The sequence below is a fragment of the Nocardia sichangensis genome, from assembly GCF_047200615.1.
In the GTDB taxonomy this organism is placed as follows: domain Bacteria; phylum Actinomycetota; class Actinomycetes; order Mycobacteriales; family Mycobacteriaceae; genus Nocardia; species Nocardia sichangensis.
Window position 1 is genome coordinate 99,762 of sequence record NZ_JBJZOK010000001.1, and the last position, 17,797, is coordinate 117,558.

The window sequence follows — 17,797 nt, forward strand, 5'->3', positions numbered from 1 at the left end:
CTGGTCCTCCTACACCTGGGCGGAGCGGTTGGAGTCCGCCGACGTGGTCCGGCCGCCCGCAGGCGGCGCGGTCCGATCGTCCGTGACCGGCGTGACCGCGGACGGGTCGGCCCCCTCGCCCGGCCACTCGTTGACGTTGCCGGTGTGCACCGGATCGCGCCGCGACCGCAGGTACATCAGCGTCGACAACCCGACCAGCAGGGCGAAGACCACCAGCACCCCGGCCAGTCCGCCGATGACGTGGGCGATGCCCCAGCAGATCGCCCCGGCGACCGCCGCGAGCGGCAACGTGAGCAGCCATGCGACCACCATGCGCCCCATCACGGCCCAGCGCACCTCGGCGCCCTTGCCCAGGCCGGTGCCGAGGATGGAGCCGGTCGCGGTCTGCGTGGTGGACAGCGGCAACCCGAAGTGGGCCGAGGTCAGGATGATCGCGGCCGAGGCGGATTCCGCCGCGAGCCCCTGCGGCGAGTCGATCTCCACCAAGCCCTTGCCCAGCGTCCGGATGATCCGCCAGCCGCCGAGGTAGGTGCCCGCCGCGATGGCGAGGGCGCACGCGGCCATCACCCACAGCGGCAGGTCGTCGTCCTTGGTGAGCGTCCCGTGCGCCACGAGCGCGAGGAAGATCACGCCCATCGTCTTCTGCGCGTCGTTCGTGCCGTGCGCCAGCGAGACCAGCGAGGCGGAGCCGATCTGGCCCCAGCGGAATCCCTCGGTGACCTTGCCCTCCTCGGCGCCGCGCGTGATCCGGTACACCAGCCACGTGCCGATCGCCGAGATCAGCGCGGCGACGATGGGCGCGAGTACCGCAGGCAAGATGATCTTGGTGACCACGCCGTCCGACCCGGACGCCCAGATCACCCCGCTCCAGCCGAGCGCGGCCAGCGTCGCCCCGATCAGACCGCCGAACAGCGCGTGCGACGAACTCGACGGCAGGCCGAACAGCCAGGTGAGCAGGTTCCACAGGATTCCGCCGACGAGGCCGGCGAACACGATGACGATCAGGTCCTGGCCTCCGACGGCGTCGAGTCGCACGATGCCCTTCGCCACGGTGGCGGCGACGGCCACCGACAGGAACGCGCCGACCAGGTTCAGCGCCGCCGAGAGCGCGACCGCCACCCGCGGCCGGAGCGCGCCGGTGGCGATCGAGGTCGCCATCGCGTTGGCGGTGTCGTGGAAGCCGTTGGTGAAATCGAATGCGAGCGCCGTGACGATGACGATCAGGAGAACCAGTAATTCGACGGTCACGCCTCCAGTGTGCTGCACCCCCGGACGGCACAGTCATGCCGGTTACCGGAACTTCGTCCGGCCTCCGTGCACTAGTCTGATCCGTCCTGGTCAGCCGGTCCGGGTGCAGTGTGGGGCGACGGGCCGACCGGCGAACCGGTCATCGATCCACGAGTTGGCGCCGGGGATGCCGCTGAGTCCGACGAGGAAGTGCTCGCCGAAATGGACCTGGAAATCCACCTGCGTTCCGGCGCCACACCAGTCCGCGTAGAGCTTCTCCGCACCGGCCAGCGGCACCCACGGATCGTGCGTGGCGTGATACAGGAACACCGGCACCGTCGGCGCGCTCGCACCCAGCCGATTGGCGGCCAGGATCTCCCTGACCATCGGCAGGTCGGTGGGCGCGGCGGCATGGGTGAGCGCCTGCACCGGAATGGGCGCCACGGCGCCGCCGAACTCCTCCGCGGTCATGCACAGGTCCTTGCCGACCTGAGCCAGCCGCCAGCCGTCGTCGTTCATCAGGCCGAGCAGCTCGGGGTACTCTCGCGCCAGTCCGAGGGTGGCGGCCAGGAAAACTCCGGACGCGGCGTTGCGTCCGTTCATGGTGGACAGCAGCATGTCGAAGTCGGCGGGGACACCGCCGAACGCCGCACCCACCAGATTCAGCTCGGGCGCGTATCGCGGGGCCAGTTGTGCGGCCCATCCGCTCGCGATGGCGCCGCCGGAGTATCCGGTGACCACGGTCGGCGCTTCCGGTCGCAACCCGAACTCCGGCGTGTTCACCACCGCCCGGATCGAGTCGAGCACCGCGTGCCCGGCCATCAGTCCCGCCGCGTACGCCTGCCGCGGGCCCTGATGGTCGGGCACGAGCACGGCGTAGCCCTTGGACAGCGGAATCTGGGCGGCCCAGAACTCGGCTGTCGGCTCGTTCCTGAGTTTGTAGGACGGTGCGCACCGATGCCCGAGCGAGTCGATCGCGGCATTGAACGACAGCACCGGACGCGGCCCCGGTCCGTTCCACGGGGCCTGCGGCACGAGCAATGTCGCGACCACGGGCACCGGCAGGTCCTTCGAATCGGTGGACCGGATCAACAGTTCGGTCGACCGCAACGGGAACGCGGTCAGGCCCGTTCCGCCCGCACGGGACGCGAGAATCGCTCCCGGAGGCAGGCTCTCGAAGCCCGGCGGCGGCGTGTAGAAGGGATCGTCCAGCGGCGTGGGCAGGATTCCCGGATACTCGCGCGACGGCGTGAGGAACTGCTCGATCGGATTCGCCCGCACGGGCGTACCGACCGCACTCACCGCCAAGGCGCCCAGGAGTGCCGCCAACAGCAGGACATACCGTCCGCACAGCGATTTTCGCATCATCCCACCCGCCCGCCGATTCCTTGTCCGGAAGCACGAACCGGCCGGACCACTGCGTTGTGGGGGCCATCCGGAACCTTGCGCTGCCCATACTTACAGTGGCTCGACGTGCTCGGCACGCCCGACACGCGCCCGGCGCGGGAGCGACCACGCTTCACATCACGGCAGTAGTGCCCGAATGGTATCGATGGTGTCCGCGTCGGCGGGTTCTTTGTCGGGGCGATACCGCACCACACGAGCGAAACGCAGAGCGACACCGCCGGGGTAGCGGGAACTGACCTGCACGCCGTCCAGCGCGATCTCGACGACGAGTTCCGGCCACAGGTACACGGTGTGCTGATCACGCGAGCGCTCGTGGCGGGGGAATTCGTCGGTCTGCCACCGCAACAGCGCGTCGGTGAGTCCTTTGAAGGTCTTGCCCACCATGACCGGCTCGCCGCCCTCCGGGTCGCGCGCGCCGAGATGCAGGTTCGACAGATAGCCCGTGCGGCGGCCGTAGCCCCATTCCGCGCCGAGCACGACCAGGTCGAGGGTGTGCGTCGGCTTGATCTTCTGCCAGGCCCGGCCCCGTCTGCCCGCCGCGTACGGCGCGGTCAACGACTTGACCATGACGCCCTCGTGCCCCGCGGCCAGCGCGGCGTCGAAGTATTCCGCGGCCGCATCGGCATCCGGCCGCAGCAGCGCGGGAATGGTGTGCTCGGCGGCCACCTTCGTCAGCGCGGCCCGCCGCTCGGACAGCGGAGCGTCGAGCAGGTCCTGCCCGTCCAGGTGCAGACAGTCGAAGAAGTACGGATGCAGCAGCAACTCCCTGGTGGAGCTCACCTCGGCGAACCGGCTCATGGTCTCCTGGAACGGACGCGGCCGTCCGGCGTCGGTGAGCGCCAGCGTCTCCCCGTCCAGCACGACGCTCGTGCAGTCCAGGCCCGCGACCAGCTCGACGAGTTCCGGAACGCCTGCGGTGATCTCGCGCAGCGTCCTGGTGAAGATCCGGACCCGGTCGCCGTCCCGGTGCACCTGAATGCGCGCGCCGTCCAGTTTGTGCTCGACGCTCACCTCGCCATGGAACTCGAGCAGCGCCTCGTCCAGCGTCGCACCGGGCGAAGCGAGCATGGGCTGGATCGGACGACCGACTTCGAGCCGGAACTCCGCGAGCGCCGCGGCCCCGCCGGTGAGCGCCGCGACGGCGGTGACCGGCAGGCGGCCCGACAACATGTACGCCCGGCGCACCGCATCGGGCGGCACGTCCGCGGCGACCGCCACGGCTTCGGCGACCAGGGCGGTGAGCGCTCCTTGGCGCAGTTCCCCGGTGAGCAGGCGTACCAGGAAGCCCTGCTCGTTCGCCGTCGCCGCGGACCACAGCGCCGCGAGCAGCTCCTTGCGCCTGGCCGCGGAACCGGCGCCGGAGACAACGGCCAGCTCGCTGAGCGCCGCGTGCACCGCCGACACGGTGAGCGTGGGCACCGGCGCGGGTGCGTGGTCGAGCGTGGTGAGCGTGCGCCACCCCGTACCGATCCGCCCCTGTGCCAGTTCGCCGGACGCCCAGGCGACCACGGGCACGAGCTCCTCCGGCGCGGCCGCGGTCAGCAGCGCGGCGAGCGTCGCGATCTTCGTCTTGCGTGACCTGGTCGCCCGCACGGTCTCCGAGGCCAGCACGACATCCGAGAACAACACCCTGCCGACGGTAGCCGCCGGGTACGACACCTGTCCGCGAGGAGTGTTAATCGGAAATTGGCACGGATGCGAAAGCACCCATAAGCTGGACGCATGGCCAAGACTTACGTCGGCGCTCGGCTGCGTCAACTGCGGACCGAACGCGGACTGAGCCAGGTCTCGCTGGCCCAGCAGCTGGAGATCTCGGCGAGTTACCTGAACCAGATCGAGCACGACGTGCGCCCGCTCACCGTGCCGGTGCTGCTGAAGATCAGCGACGTGTTCGGCGTCGACACGACCTTCTTCTCCGCTCAGGACGACACCCGGCTCATCGCGGAACTGCAAGAGGTCGTGATGGACGAGGAGCTGGGCATCGAGGCCGACGCCCAGGAGATCGCGGATATCGTCTCGGCGCACCCGAGCATGGCCCGCGCGCTGGTCAACATGCACAACCGCTACCGCAACACTTCCGCCCAGCTGGCCGCCGCCACCGAGGACCGGTTCGCCGACGGCGCGGGCAGCGGCGCGATCAGCAAGCCGCACGAGGAGGTGCGCGACTACTTCTACCAGCGCCAGAACTACATCCACGAGCTGGACACCGCCGCCGAGGATCTCACCGCGCGCATCCGTTTCCACGGCGGCGACGTGAACAGCGAGATCGCCAGGATCCTGCGCGCCCACGACGTACGGATCATCGAGCGCATCGACCTCGGCGAAGGCGTGCTGCACCGCTACGACCCGCAGACCCGCACCCTGGAGATCGCGCCGCACCTGTCCGGCGGGCAGCGAACCTTCAAACTGGCCGCCGAGCTGGCCTACTTCGAGTGCGGCGAGCTGCTGGAGAAGCTGGTCGAGGAAGGCAATTTCGCCTCCGAGGACGCCCGCAAGCTGGCCATGCTGGGGCTGGCCAACTACTTCGCCGCGGCGACGGTGCTGCCGTACACGCATTTCCACGAGGTCGCCGAGGACTTCCGCTACGACATCGAGCGGCTGTCGGCGTTCTTCACGCAGAGCTACGAGACCATCTGCCACCGGCTTTCCACGCTGCAACGGCCGTCGCTGCGCGGCGTGCCGTTCTCGTTCGTGCGGGTGGACCGGGCGGGCAACATGTCCAAGCGCCAGTCCGCCACCGGTTTCCACTTCTCCGCCAGCGGCGGCACGTGCCCGCTGTGGAACGTCTACGAGACCTTCGCCTACCCGGGCAAGATCATGACCCAGATCGCGCAGATGCCCGACGGCCGCAAATACCTCTGGGTGGCGCGCACGGTGGAACGCCGCGCCACCCGCTTCGGCCAGCCGAGCAAAACCTTCGCCATCGGTCTCGGCTGCGAATTGCGGCACGCGGCCCGCGTGATCTACGCCGACGGCATCGATCTCGACGAAGTGCAGCCGACGCCGATCGGTGCGGGCTGCCGAGTCTGCGAACGCGCCAATTGCCCGCAGCGCGCCTTCCCACCCCTGGGCAAAGTGCTCGACATCAGCGAACACCGCAGCTCCGTATCGCCGTACGTGCTGAAGTAGTCCCACCGGTTCCGTAGGTTGTCGCTATGGCCGGTGATTCGCGGTACCCCATGCCCGCGTCGATCGTGCTGATCGCGACGCCGGAAGGTTGGCGGCACAGCGTCCTGGACACGCGGGGCGGGATGCTCTGCGGTCGGCTGGCGCAGATCGCCGCTGACGCCACACCGGAGCAGGCGCGCGCCGCGGCGGTCGCGATGCTGCGCGACGTGGCCCGGGAATATCACGACACCGAAATCGAAGTGGTCTGGAATGGTCCGGAGCCCGAAAAAATGCTGACAGCTCAGGTGATTTCGTTGCGGCACCGTCCCTGAACGAACATCCGGCCGGTATCGGAGCACCGATACCGGCCGGACATCCTGTTCGCTCAGGCGGCCGTCGACCCCTGCATGCGGAGACCGATCCCCGTCATACCCAGTGCGGCGACGAGCAACAGGGCCAGCGTCCAGGCGAGGGTCGCGAAGCCGTGGGGCGCCGCGGCGGCAGCGACCAGCGGGCCGATGGTCGCGCCCACGTAGAAGGAGAACATCGCGACGGACATCGCGGCCGCGCGGGATTCACCGCCCAGTTCACCCGCGCTCTGCAGCACGGCCGGCGCGATGATGCCCAGGCCGCCGACCAGAACGGCGAGCAGCACGGCCAGCACGGCCGGGTGAGTTCCCTCGAAGGTCGCGACCACCATCGCCGCGGCGGCGATCAGCACGCCCAGCGCGATCTGACCGTGCTTGGACAGCCGGGCCAGCGGCACCGCGAGCAGGGGAAGCGCCACCATCACCGGCAGCGCGCCCGCACGCAGCGCGAGTAGTTCGCCCGCGCCTCGAACCACTCCGGTCAGTTCGAGGCCGGTGTACACCCCGACCATCACCGCCATGCTCATCGCGCCCGCGATCAGCATCGGCACCAGCGCCCGGATGCGCAGCACCGCCGGAATGGCGGCGTAGCTGTGCCGCAGCGGCTTGTCCCGGCCGGTGGGCGCGTCGGCCAGCAGCGCGGACCGCAACACCAGCGCGAGCACGGCGAAAGCGGCCGAGGAGGCGACGAACACGGTGCGCCACGGCAATGCGGCGACCATCCACTGCGACACGATCTGCGCGACCACCGTCGCCGCGAGGAACGACGTGGCCACGGACATGGTGGCCACGGCACGGTGTGCGGGAGCGATGCGGGTCGCCACGTAGGCCATGATCGCGGGCGGGATCGAGCCGACCACCAGCCCCTGCGCCACCCGCAGGCCGACGGCCAGTGGAGCGCTGAACGCCAAACCGGTCAATAGTGTGACCGCTGCGGCCACCAGCATCCCGGTGACGAGCACCCGGCGGTGCCCATAGCGATCCGACAGCGGCCCGAACAGGACGAAGCCGCCGGCGTAGCCGAAGGCGAACGCGCTGATGATCCAGGTCATCACGGCGGGACCGACGCTCCAGTCGGCCCGCATGGCGGTGAAAAGTGGGATCGGAACGTACATCTGGCCGGTCGCCAGCAGTGCGGCCAAGACGAAGAAGGGCAGGGTGCGCCCGGTGTGGGCACGCGACGAGACGACTCGGGTGCGCGTCCGGACCGGAGCCACGGACTGAAGAGTGGGCATTGCCATGGGTCGAAGGTAGGCCCTGGCGAGCCGCGTTGTCAACCAAATAGTTGGTTTAATGGAATGGTAAAGTGTCCGTCATGACCGCCACGATGAAACGCAGTGACGCGACCAGGCAGGCCCTGTTGCGCGCCGCCCGCGACGAGTTCGCGCAGCACGGGCTGGCCGGCGCGCGGGTCGACCGGATCGCGGACGCGGCGGGTGTCAACAAGGAACGCATCTACGGACTGTTCGGCAGCAAGGACAAGCTGTTCGACGTCATCCTGATCGACACCCTGCGCGAGTTCATCGACGTGGTGAAGCCGCTGGCCGACACCGAACCCGGCGCGTACGTCGGCAAGCTGTACGACTACCACCGGGACAACCCCCAGCTACTGCGCCTGATGCTCTGGGAGGCACTGCATCGCGGCGCCGACGCGCACGACATCGACGGCTGGCGCGCCGCGCACTACGTGCGCAAATTCGATCGCGCGCAGGAACAGTTCGACGTGGACTCCGCGAACGCGGGCCGCCTGCTGCTGGCCCTGTGCGGCCTGGCCAATTGGTCACTCGCCGTTCCGCAGACCACCAAACTGCTGCTCGGCGAGGCCGCCGCGGAGGATGGGAACGCCACCCGCGCGTTCCTGATGGAGTTCGCCAGGGCGGCGATGCGCCGCTACGCGGCCCCCGGCGAACGGGAAGCACGCCTGCCCGAGGTCGAGCTGGTCAATGACTTGACCGCCGACGACGAGGCGGCCGGAGTCGACCGAGCCGCCCAGCGTCTCCGCGACGCCCAAGCCGCCGCCGACGCCGCCCGCGAAGAACTCGCTACCGCCCTACGCGCCGCCCACGCCGCGGGCGCGAGCGCCAACCACCTCGCACGTCAGGTCTCCGGCACCCTGTCCCGTCCCGTGGTGCTCAAACTCCTGTCCCAGCCCGAACCCTGAACCCGCCGCGAGCGACATCACCCGCCCGAACAGCGCACTCGATGCCGAGGCCCGAGACTCGACGCGCCCAGCGCACCACAACTACGTCTTTCGAGCGAAGCGAGACCGAGCATGCGCCGTTCGCGGCCCGGCTCGCGTTTGCGGGGCCGTCGCGTAGGCGACGAAGGAGCAAGCGGCGGCTGCGCAAACGCGAGCCACAAGAGGGCCGCGAACACGCCGCGACGAAGTCGCGGCCGACTAGAACGCACTTTCTTCGAGGTTCATGATGTCGTTGTCCAGCGTCGCGACGATTCCGCGCACCGCGCTCAGCGTCGGCAGCACGTTTTTGACGAAAAAGCTCGCGACGGCGACTTTTCCGGCGTAGAAAGCGCGGTCCTTCTCCGGTGCGTCGGCGGCCAGCGCGGCGGCCGCGATCTCCGCTTGGACCAGCAGCCGCCAGCCGATGAGCAGATCGCCGACCGCCAGCAGGAAACGCACCGAACCAAGACCCACCTTGTACAAGTCGGTGGGCTGCTGCTGGGCGGCCATCAGGAAGCCGGTGAGCGAGGCGGCCATGGCCTGTACGTCCTCGGCGGCCGTGCGCAGTAGTTCGCGTTCGGTGTCGAACCGCCCGGTCTTGGCGTCCAGGAACGCCGCGATCCGCGCGTTGACGTGGCCGAGCGCCACACCTTGGTCGCGAATGACCTTGCGGAAGAAGAAGTCCTGCGCCTGGATGGCGGTGGTGCCCTCGTACAGCGAGTCGATCTTCGCGTCCCGGATGTACTGCTCGATCGGGTAGTCCTGGAGATATCCGGATCCGCCCAAGGTCTGCAACGATTCCGTCAGGTACTGGTAGGCCCGCTCCGAACCGACTCCCTTGACGATCGGCAGCAGCAGATCGCTCACCCGGTGCGCCAGCTCGGGGTCGGCGCCCGAAACGAGCTGCGCCACATCGGCGTTCTGATGGGCGGCGGTGTACAGATACACCGCCCGCAAACCCTCCGCGTACGCCTTCTGCATGGCCAGCGAACGTCGGACGTCCGGGTGCTGGGTGATGGCCACACGCGGCGCGGCCTTGTCGGTCATCTGCGTCAGATCCGCGCCCTGAACGCGCTCCTTGGCGTAGGTCAGCGCGTTGAGGTAACCGGTCGACAGGGTGCCGGTGGATTTGACGCCGACCATCATGCGCGCGTTCTCGATCACCTGGAACATCTGCGCGATGCCGTTGTGCACGTCACCGACCAGCCAGCCCTTGGCGGGCGTGCCGTGGCCGCCGAAGGTCAACTCGCAGGTGGGCGAGGACTTCAGGCCCATCTTGTGCTCGACCCCGGTGACGTACACGCCGTTGCGGTCGCCGAGTGCCAAAGTCTCGGGGTCGAAGAGGAACTTGGGCACGTAGAACAGCGACAGCCCCTTGGTGCCCGGCCCGGCGCCCTCGGGACGGGCCAGCACCAGATGGAAGACGTTCTCTGCGGTGTCACCGACTTCCGCGCCGGAGATGAAGCGCTTGACACCCTCGATGTGCCAGGAGCCGTCCTCTTGCCTGATCGCCTTGGTGCGCCCGGCGCCGACGTCGGAACCGGCGTCGGGCTCGGTCAGCACCATGGTGCCCTGCCAGCCCTTCTCGAATCCGAGCGTGGCCCAGTGCCGCTGCTGCTCGGTGCCGACCTCGAACAGCACGGACGACATGACCGGGCCCATGTTGAAGAACGACGCCGACGGATTGGCGCAGGTGATCATCTCGGCGACCGACCAGACCAGCGTCGCGGGGGCCGGGGTGCCGCCCATGCCCTCCGGCATGCCGAGCCTGCTCCAGTCCGCGTCGCGCACGGCGGCGACGGTCCTACGGAGCGGCTCCGGAACAGAGATCGAGAAAGTGGCGGCGTCGTAGACGACCGGATCGCGGTCGGCCGCCGCGAAGGAGTCCGCTACCGGCCCCTCGGCCAAGCGCTTCACCTCGGACAGGATCTCCCGGACGGTGTCGGAATCGAGGTCGCCGTAGGCCCCGGTATCGAGCAGCTTGTTCAGCTCGAGCACTTCGAACAGGTTGAACTCGATATCCCTCAGGTTCGCCTTGTAGTGGCCCACCTGGTCCTCCTCGACTCGAGTCCGCGGCCCGCCGCCGCGGCATGGGACGGTTCAGACGTCGTACGAATCGAAGCGTGCCGTATCGCGGCGACGCTACGCAACCGTAGCCACATCCGCCCCGGCCAGCGGGTTTGCCGGGATCTCACAACTGTTCACCATCCGTTCACAGGAAAGGTTCACATCGGCGAAACAGACGAAACGGACTTGTCATCGAGAGATATTCCGGCGCAACAACTCCTGTCTACCGTTCCTTCACGAATACAGCCGTTGTATACAGCCCCGTCTACAGCCGTGAGCGGGGCGAAGACGGCGGTGTTCGACGCGGCGTCCTGCCGACGCCGCCGCGATACCTGATGAGGAAAGGGCTCGCCCCATGCCAAGTTTCCGTGCCACCCATCGCTCCGGGCGTTTGGTGCGAGCGATGGCGGTACCCACCGCGGTCGCGCTCGCCGGCCTGTTGCTGACCGCCTGCGGCGCGAAGGACGACGCCTCGACCACCGGCTCGGGCGCCGCGTCCTGCGTCGACACGTCGAAGGACACGATCAAGGTCGGTTCACTGCACTCCCTGTCCGGCACGATGGCCATCTCCGAGGTCACCGTCGCCAACTCGACCAAGCTCGCGGTCGACCAGATCAACGCCGCGGGCGGCGTGCTCGGCAAGAAGATCGACCTGGTGCTAGAGGACGGCGCCTCGGACCCGAAGACCTTCGCGGAGAAGGCCGAGAAGCTGATCAGCTCCGACTGCGTCGCCGCGGTGTTCGGTGGCTGGACCTCATCGAGCCGCAAGGCGATGAAGCCGAAGTTCGAGAGCCTGAACTCGCTGCTCTACTACCCCGTGCAGTACGAGGGCCTGGAGGACAGCAAGAACATCTTCTACACCGGCGCCACCACCAACCAGCAGATCGTCCCGGCCCTGGACTACTTGAAGCAGAAGGGCATCACCTCCCTCTACCTGGTGGGCAGTGACTACGTCTTCCCGCAGACCGCCAATCGCGAGATCAAGGCGTACGCCGCCGCCAACGGCATCGAGATCAAGGGCGAGGACTACACCCCGCTCGGCTCCACCGATTTCTCCACCATCGTGAACAAGGTTCGCGCCGCGAAGGCGGGCGCGGTGTTCAACACTCTCAACGGTGACTCCAACGTCGCGTTCTTCCGCGAGTACACCAACGCGGGCCTGAAAGCCGCCGAGATGCCGGTGGTCTCGGTCTCGATCGCCGAAGAGGAAGTGGCGGGCATCGGCGCGCAGAACATCGCAGGCCAGCTCACCGCGTGGAACTACTACCAGACCGTCGACAGCCCGGTGAACCGGAAGTTCGTCGCCGACTACAAGGCCGCCTTCGGCGCCGACAAGCCGACCTCGGACCCGATGGAAGCCGCCTACGCGTCGGTCTACCTGTGGAAGAACACCGTCGAGAAGGCGAAGTCGTTCAAGGTCGAGGACATCCAGGCCGCCGCCGACGGCGTGACGTTCGACGCGCCCGAGGGCCTGGTCACCATCAACGGCGCCAACCACCACATCACCAAGACCGCCCGTATCGGCGAGATCCGCCCTGACGGACTGATCTACACCGTGTGGGACTCCGGCAAGGCCGTGACGCCGGACCCCTACCTGAAGTCCTACGACTGGGCCAAGGGCCTGAAGTAGTCCGCGGCTGTCCGCGGCCCAGCTACCGGTGCCCGCCCGGCGACACAGTCGCGACGGCGGTCACGCGGAGCGCGTAATGAGGGGGGCCGCGGACAGCATCGGACCGGCGCAGGCATCGCAGGCCCTGCGGCAACTAGCCGCAGGGCACGGCCACCGATTCCGCGCATGCCGCTTGCGGCCATACCGCTTCCGGCCATACCGCTTCCGGCACAGCTTCGGTCCCTGGTCACAAGCGCTCAACGCGCACCGCGCTAGCCACGGAGGTGAACGAAGAGAGCCACTGGTAGGCGAACACCAGATCCTCCGGCGCACACCGAACGCGCCCAGCGCACCTCAGCTCCAGGTTTCGAGCGAAGCGAGACCGAGCATGCGCCGTTCGCGGCCCGGCTCGCGTTTGCGCGGCCGCCGCGCACGCGACGAAGGAGCAAGCGGCGGTCGCGCAAACGCGAGCCACAAGGGGGCCGCGAACACGCCGCGACGAAGTCGCGGCAAATCCAACACAGGAGCCTTCCCCATGGATGTTGTGATCGGACAGCTCTTCACCGGGCTGAGTCTGGGATCCATTCTCTTGCTCGCCGCGCTCGGTCTCTCGCTGACATTCGGTCAGATGGGCGTGATCAACATGGCGCACGGCGAGTTCATCATGGCCGGTTGTTACACCACTTATGTTGTGCAGAAGGTGATCTCGTCGGCGGGCGTCTCGCTCGTCATCTCCTTGCTGATCGGTTTCCTCGTCGGCGGACTGTTGGGCGCCGCGTTGGAGATGGGCCTGATCCGCTGGATGTACGACCGGCCGCTGGACACCCTGCTGGTCACCTTCGGTGTCGGCCTGGTGCTGCAACAATTGGCCCGCGACATCTTCGGCGCACCCGCCAAGAACGTGATCGCGCCGGAATGGCTCAGCGGCGGCGTCACGATCCTGGGCGCGGTGGTGCCGAAGACGCGCATCTTCATCCTGGTCCTCGCGGTGGTCGCGGTGACCGCGCTGGCCGCGGTGCTCAAGACGACGCCGCTGGGCCGCCGTATCCGAGCGGTGGTGCAGAATCGCGGCCTGGCCGAAACCTCCGGCGTATCCAGTCGTTTCACGGATATCAGCACGTTCTTCATCGGCTCGGGCCTGGCGGGCGTGGCCGGTGTGGCGCTGACGCTGATCGGCTCGACCAGCCCGACCATCGGCCAGAGTTACCTGATCGACGCGTTCCTCGTGGTGGTCATCGGCGGGCTCGGTCAGATCAAAGGCACGGTGATCGCGGCGTTCGCGCTCGGGCTGCTCAATTCCTACATCGAATACTCGACCACCGCGTCCATCGCGAAGGTCATCGTCTTCGTCGTCATCGTGATCTTCCTGCAGGTCCGCCCGCAGGGTCTGTTCACCGTCCGGACAAGGAGCCTGGCATGACCACGCTGATACAACGGTGGCGCGCGCACTCCTCGCTCGGCGCGCTGGCCGGATTCGCCGTCGCCGCCGTTCTGTTGTTCGCGGTCGCGCCCGCCCTGCTCAGCGATTTCCGGCTCAACCTGCTTGCGAAGTTCCTGTGCTTCGCGATCGTCGCGGTCGGCATCGGATTGGCTTGGGGCCGAGGCGGAATGCTCACCCTGGGACAAGGTGTGTTCTTCGGCATCGGCGCCTACATCATGGCTATGCACCTGCAGATGGCCGACGCCGCCCGGCTGGGCAACGACGTGCCGGAGTTCATGGAGATCGCGGGCATTCGCGAATTGCCTTCGTTCTGGAAGCCGTTCGCGTCGGCTCCGGTTGCGCTGATCGGCATCCTCGTGCTGCCCGCTCTGATCGCCGCGGTGCTGGGCTACGGCGTTTTCAAGCGCCGCGTGAAGGGCGCCTACTTCGCCATCCTCAGCCAGGCGCTGGCCGCCGCGCTGGCCATCCTGCTGACCGGTCAGCAGAGCATCGGCGGGTTCACCGGCCTGTCGGATTTCCGCGCGTTCTTCGGGTTCAAGCTGTCCGACCCGGTCAACCGGCGCATGCTGTTCTTCTTCGCCGCGGCCGCGCTGCTGGTGGTGGTCGCGCTGGTGCGGCAGTTGATGCACAGCCGCTACGGCGAGTTGCTCGTCGCGGTGCGCGATCAGGAGGAACGGGTACGTTTCCTGGGCTACGATCCGGCGAACGTCAAGATCGTCGCCTACGTGGTCGCCGCGTTCTTCGCGGGCATCGCAGGCGCCCTGTTCACCCCGATCGTCGGCATCATCTCCCCCGCCGACATCGGCGTCGTCCCGTCCATCGCGTTCCTCATCGGCGTCGCGATCGGCGGCCGGACCACGCTGCTCGGGCCGGTGCTCGGCGCGATCGGCGTGGCGTGGGCGCAGACGGCGCTGTCGGAGGAGTTCCCCTCGGGGTGGACGTATCTGCAAGGCGTGCTGTTCATCGTGGTGGTCGGTTTCGTTCCGGCGGGTCTGGCCGGATTGTGGCCGATGCTGAAAGGCCTGCTGGACAGCAGGCGTTCCGCGCCCGCACCCGCGACGGTGGTGGTCGAGGCGCTGCCGGAATCCGCGACGGAGAAGGTGGAATCGCGATGACCGAGACGACGCACGAACCGAAGCTCGGCGGCAACGCCGGAATGTCCAGCGAGTACCTCGAGATCCGCGGTCTCTCGGTGAGTTTCGACGGTTTCAAGGCCGTCACCGACGTCGATCTGACGGTGTTGCAGGGCGATCTGCGCTTCCTCATCGGCCCCAACGGGGCGGGCAAGACGACGCTCATCGACGCGATCACCGGACTGGTCCCGGCGACCGGCTCCGCGCAGAAGACCGGCGTGGAACTGCTCGGCCAGAAGGTACACCGGATCGCCCGGCTCGGTGTCGGAAGAACGTTCCAGACCGCGAGCGTGTTCGAGCAGCTCAGCGTGCTGCAGAACCTCGACATCGCCGCGGGCGCCGGCCGTTCGGCGCTCACCATGCTGCGCCGCCGCAAGACGGTGCTGCCCGCGATCGAGGAGGCGCTGGAGACCACCGGCCTTGCCGACCTGCGCGACAAACCCGCAGGGATGCTCGCACACGGGCAGAAGCAATGGCTGGAGATCGGCATGCTTCTGGTGCAGAACGCGTCGGTGCTGCTGTTGGACGAACCGGTGGCCGGGATGAGCGCCGAGGAGCGCGAGGAAACCGGCAATCTGTTACGCCGCATCGGCGGCGACCGGGTGGTCGTCGTGGTCGAGCACGACATGGATTTCATGCGCGCCTTCGCCACCTCGGTCACCGTCCTGGCCGGCGGCAAGGTGCTCAGCGAGGGAACCGTCGAACAGGTGCAGGCGGACCCGAAAGTCCAGGAGGTCTACCTCGGCACCGCAGCGGCCGTCGGGACCGAGCTGGAGGACGCGTCGATCGCGCCGAGCCCGGAGTCACCCCAGAAAGGGGACAGTGATGCTTGAACTCACCGATATCCACTCCGGTTACGGCCGCACCGAGGTGATCCACGGCGTCTCGGTGACCGTCCCGGACGACAGCGTGGTCGCCATCATGGGGCACAACGGCGCGGGGAAGACCACGTTGCTGCGCACCGCCGTCGGGCTGATCGGCACGAAGGCGGGCCGGATCGAGTTCGACGGGGAGACCATCACCAAACTGTCGCCGTCGCGCCGGGTGCGCCGCGGGATCGCGTATGTGCCGCAGGGGCAGCAAAGTTTCCCGCAACTGACCACGGCGGAGAATTTGCAAGTGGTCGCCGACGGCCGCAAACGGGGCAAGGCGTTGATCGATGAATCGCTGGACCTGTTTCCCGCGCTGCGCGAGCTGCTCACCCGGAAGGCGGGCCTGCTGTCCGGTGGCCAGCGCCAGCAACTCGCCATCGCGCGGGCGCTGATCACCGAGCCGAAGCTGCTCATCCTGGACGAGCCGACCGAGGGCATCCAGCCGTCGGTGGTCGCCGAGATCGAGCGCACCATCATCGATCTCACCCGGCGCGGCGGGCTGAGCGTGCTGCTGGTCGAACAGCACATCGGCTTCGCATTGCAGGCGGCGCAGCGCTACTACGTGTTGCGATCGGGCCGGGTGACCTCCACGGGCACGGGTGGGGCGGGCGCCGAGCGCGAAGTCCGCTCGGCGATGGCGATCTGAGCGCCGCCGTGGCCCGCGACAGGGGCCGGATTCCGTTGCGCGAGCAGGTGTACGACTCGTTGCGCCAGGATCTGGCCACCGGAGCCATCGTGCCGACCGAACGGCTCGGCGAAGAACGCCTCGCCGAGGCGTACGGCGTGTCGCGCACGCCGGTGCGCGAGGCGCTGGCGCGACTGCAAGCGGACGGACTGGTCGAGCGGCTCGCCGACGGCCTCTACCCGTACCGTCCCCGGCTCGACGAACTCGATCACCTCTACGAGTTGCGGCTCGTACTGGAAGCCAGGGGCATGCAACGCGTGGCCCCGCCCGGCGAGGCGCCCACGCACGATCTGGATCTCGTGCGCACGGAACTCGACACCTGGCGCGCACTGCGCGACGCCCCACCCGAACCGGGCCCCGCGCTGGTGGCCGCCGACGAACACTTCCACACCACCCTGCTCACAGCCGCGGGCAACGCCGCGCTCGCCGACGCGCTCACCGCCGTGCACGTCCGGGTGCGTCCGGTGCGCACGCTGGACATGCCGACTCCGGAACGCATCGCCACGATGACCGCCGAGCACATCGCGATCGCCGAACACCTGGTGTCCGGTGCGGTGGACACGGCGTTGGCGACGCTCACCGCCCATATCGACACCTCGCGAACGCATGTGCTGGCCCGAGCGCAGTACGCCATGCGCCTGACCAAACTGGGCCGCGCCGTGCGGGATTGACCGTTCAGCAGTGCTGCTGGAAGGGGTAGCACTGGGTGGGCCGGTACGCCGGCGGCGACGGCGTCGGACTCGTCGTGCCGGTCGCCGGGATCGGCTGGGCCGAGTCGTGCGCCAACGCGGTGGCGATCACGCCGAGCACGAACAGGACCCCGACAACGGCGATCACGATGACGGACCAGCCCGCATAGGCCTGGCTTTTCGTCGCGACGCCCGCCGTCGGCTCGACTCGCGGCTTCGGTGTGCGCGCGATGGTGGTGACCGGTTCCGGCGCGTTCTCCTCGAAGCCCGCCTCGAGGAGCTCCGCGCGGGACGGCGCGATTTCCGCCAGGCCGAGCGCGCCGCACGCGCCGATCACCCGGTCCGCGGTCCAGTCGCGCGGTCCCGCGGAGAAACCCTCCAGGTAGATGCGTAGTTCGGTCGCGTCGGTGACATTCCCGACGACCACGTCCAACCCCGGACGCAGATTCGTGCGCGCCGGGCGCACCACGGCGCCGCGGAAGGGGACGAGCACGACGGCGCCGCTGATGTGTCCCGGGTCCTGCAACGCGCGCTGGAGCATGTGCTTGACCGCGTAGATGCCGTGTTCCACGCGCTCGGCGGGGCTTCCGTTCTCCGGGTCGTCCAGCTCCACCGGCGCGTCGCTGATCGTCCACGGCCCTTCGGCCGGTGTGCTCAGGATGCCGCTCTGCCTGCGCTGGAACCCGTGCACCTCCAGCACGGTCAACCCGCGCGGGGTCCACACCACCGCGTCGACACGCCGGTTGTCCGCCTCGAGATCTATCACGGCGAGGCCGGTCGTCGGATACGACCTCAGGCACGCGACGAATTCCCGCTCAGCGCCGGACAGCTCCGCTCCCGGCCTGATCCTCACCAGCATCTTTTCCCCTGACGACCTGTTGTCCACACCTGACGCCGCGGAAACGCGCTGCGGCCGCGGCGACCCGCACCGGTACTGATGATGACGGGGTACCCCGCTGAAAACCACTGGAAAGCAAAAGAATGGTGGCGCGCCGGACGGGATACTGCCAAG

At 68.3% G+C, this 17,797-nt stretch carries 15 protein-coding genes; 9 read left to right on the plus strand and 6 right to left on the minus strand.

Going from position 1 to position 17,797, the window contains the following annotated elements; all coding sequences use genetic code 11:
• Positions 1-9: 9 nt before the first annotated feature.
• The 3 genes from ACL03I_RS00560 to ACL03I_RS00570 form a co-directional block, all read right to left on the minus strand.
• On the minus strand, positions 10-1,248 hold the full coding sequence (locus ACL03I_RS00560) for an inorganic phosphate transporter (RefSeq protein WP_355071763.1): 1,239 nt from the start codon (positions 1,246-1,248) through the stop codon (positions 10-12).
• 90 nt (positions 1,249-1,338) lie between these two features.
• Positions 1,339-2,595, minus strand: coding sequence for a lipase family protein (locus tag ACL03I_RS00565; protein ID WP_412804869.1), 1,257 nt, complete (start codon positions 2,593-2,595; stop codon positions 1,339-1,341).
• Between the two features lie 156 nt (positions 2,596-2,751).
• Positions 2,752-4,263, minus strand: a complete 1,512-nt coding sequence (locus ACL03I_RS00570) for an ATP-dependent DNA ligase (protein WP_355071759.1) — start codon at positions 4,261-4,263, stop codon at positions 2,752-2,754.
• Between the two features lie 93 nt (positions 4,264-4,356).
• Between ACL03I_RS00570 and ramB the strand changes: the two genes are divergently transcribed.
• Both ramB and ACL03I_RS00580 read left to right on the plus strand, forming a co-directional pair.
• Positions 4,357-5,763, plus strand: coding sequence for an acetate metabolism transcriptional regulator RamB (ramB, locus tag ACL03I_RS00575; protein ID WP_355071757.1), 1,407 nt, complete (start codon positions 4,357-4,359; stop codon positions 5,761-5,763).
• Between the two features lie 26 nt (positions 5,764-5,789).
• On the plus strand, positions 5,790-6,074 hold the full coding sequence (locus tag ACL03I_RS00580) for a hypothetical protein (RefSeq protein ID WP_412804870.1): 285 nt from the start codon (positions 5,790-5,792) through the stop codon (positions 6,072-6,074).
• Positions 6,075-6,127: 53 nt separating this feature from the next.
• On the opposite strand, the gene ACL03I_RS00585 is transcribed toward ACL03I_RS00580, so the two are convergent.
• The gene (locus tag ACL03I_RS00585; RefSeq protein ID WP_412804871.1) at positions 6,128-7,351 is read right to left on the minus strand and encodes an MFS transporter; all 1,224 of its coding nucleotides are present in this window, start codon (positions 7,349-7,351) and stop codon (positions 6,128-6,130) included.
• 74 nt (positions 7,352-7,425) lie between these two features.
• On the opposite strand from ACL03I_RS00585, the gene ACL03I_RS00590 reads away from it, so the two are divergent.
• On the plus strand, positions 7,426-8,271 hold the full coding sequence (locus ACL03I_RS00590) for a TetR/AcrR family transcriptional regulator (RefSeq protein ID WP_412804872.1): 846 nt from the start codon (positions 7,426-7,428) through the stop codon (positions 8,269-8,271).
• 237 nt (positions 8,272-8,508) lie between these two features.
• Here ACL03I_RS00590 and ACL03I_RS00595 read toward each other — a convergent pair whose 3' ends face one another.
• Entirely contained in the window at positions 8,509-10,338 is a 1,830-nt protein-coding gene (locus tag ACL03I_RS00595) for an acyl-CoA dehydrogenase (protein ID WP_412804873.1), read from the minus strand.
• A gap of 373 nt (positions 10,339-10,711) precedes the next feature.
• Here ACL03I_RS00595 and urtA point away from each other — a divergent pair, with 373 nt between their 5' ends.
• From urtA to ACL03I_RS00625, 6 genes are all read left to right on the plus strand, one after another.
• Complete coding sequence (gene urtA, locus ACL03I_RS00600) at positions 10,712-11,986, plus strand: urea ABC transporter substrate-binding protein (RefSeq protein ID WP_355071748.1); 1,275 nt, start codon at positions 10,712-10,714, stop codon at positions 11,984-11,986.
• A 514-nt stretch (positions 11,987-12,500) separates the two neighbouring features.
• Positions 12,501-13,385: an urea ABC transporter permease subunit UrtB gene (urtB, locus tag ACL03I_RS00605; RefSeq protein WP_356962700.1), complete on the plus strand. Its 885-nt coding sequence runs from the start codon at positions 12,501-12,503 to the stop codon at positions 13,383-13,385.
• Positions 13,382-14,521 (plus strand): urea ABC transporter permease subunit UrtC, encoded by a 1,140-nt coding sequence (gene urtC, locus ACL03I_RS00610; protein WP_356962702.1) that lies wholly within the window; start codon positions 13,382-13,384, stop codon positions 14,519-14,521. Before urtB ends, urtC begins: the two co-directional genes overlap by 4 nt.
• A complete protein-coding gene (urtD, locus tag ACL03I_RS00615) occupies positions 14,518-15,372 on the plus strand; it encodes an urea ABC transporter ATP-binding protein UrtD (RefSeq protein WP_412804874.1) in 855 nt (284 codons plus the stop codon). The genes urtC and urtD overlap by 4 nt, the downstream gene beginning before the upstream one ends.
• Positions 15,365-16,057: an urea ABC transporter ATP-binding subunit UrtE gene (gene urtE, locus ACL03I_RS00620; protein ID WP_412804875.1), complete on the plus strand. Its 693-nt coding sequence runs from the start codon at positions 15,365-15,367 to the stop codon at positions 16,055-16,057. Before urtD ends, urtE begins: the two co-directional genes overlap by 8 nt.
• Positions 16,058-16,065: 8 nt before the next feature.
• Positions 16,066-16,767 (plus strand): GntR family transcriptional regulator, encoded by a 702-nt coding sequence (locus ACL03I_RS00625; RefSeq protein ID WP_412804876.1) that lies wholly within the window; start codon positions 16,066-16,068, stop codon positions 16,765-16,767.
• 4 nt (positions 16,768-16,771) lie between these two features.
• Here ACL03I_RS00625 and ACL03I_RS00630 read toward each other — a convergent pair whose 3' ends face one another.
• A complete protein-coding gene (locus tag ACL03I_RS00630) occupies positions 16,772-17,644 on the minus strand; it encodes an NERD domain-containing protein (RefSeq protein ID WP_412804877.1) in 873 nt (290 codons plus the stop codon).
• Positions 17,645-17,797: the final 153 nt, after the last annotated feature.

What these genes read in the sequence shown, in the direction of transcription:
- urtB (WP_356962700.1), top strand. Translation starts at nt 12,501, where the DNA reads ATGGATGTTGTGATCGGACAGCTCTTCACCGGGCTGAGTCTGGGATCC.
- ACL03I_RS00590 (WP_412804872.1), top strand. Translation starts at nt 7,426, where the DNA reads ATGACCGCCACGATGAAACGCAGTGACGCGACCAGGCAGGCCCTGTTG.
- urtC (WP_356962702.1), top strand. Translation starts at nt 13,382, where the DNA reads ATGACCACGCTGATACAACGGTGGCGCGCGCACTCCTCGCTCGGCGCG.
- urtE (WP_412804875.1), top strand. Translation starts at nt 15,365, where the DNA reads ATGCTTGAACTCACCGATATCCACTCCGGTTACGGCCGCACCGAGGTG.
- ACL03I_RS00585 (WP_412804871.1), bottom strand. Translation starts at nt 7,351, where the DNA reads ATGGCAATGCCCACTCTTCAGTCCGTGGCTCCGGTCCGGACGCGCACC.
- ACL03I_RS00630 (WP_412804877.1), bottom strand. Translation starts at nt 17,644, where the DNA reads ATGCTGGTGAGGATCAGGCCGGGAGCGGAGCTGTCCGGCGCTGAGCGG.
- urtD (WP_412804874.1), top strand. Translation starts at nt 14,518, where the DNA reads ATGACCGAGACGACGCACGAACCGAAGCTCGGCGGCAACGCCGGAATG.
- ramB (WP_355071757.1), top strand. Translation starts at nt 4,357, where the DNA reads ATGGCCAAGACTTACGTCGGCGCTCGGCTGCGTCAACTGCGGACCGAA.
- ACL03I_RS00565 (WP_412804869.1), bottom strand. Translation starts at nt 2,595, where the DNA reads ATGATGCGAAAATCGCTGTGCGGACGGTATGTCCTGCTGTTGGCGGCA.
- ACL03I_RS00580 (WP_412804870.1), top strand. Translation starts at nt 5,790, where the DNA reads ATGGCCGGTGATTCGCGGTACCCCATGCCCGCGTCGATCGTGCTGATC.
- urtA (WP_355071748.1), top strand. Translation starts at nt 10,712, where the DNA reads ATGCCAAGTTTCCGTGCCACCCATCGCTCCGGGCGTTTGGTGCGAGCG.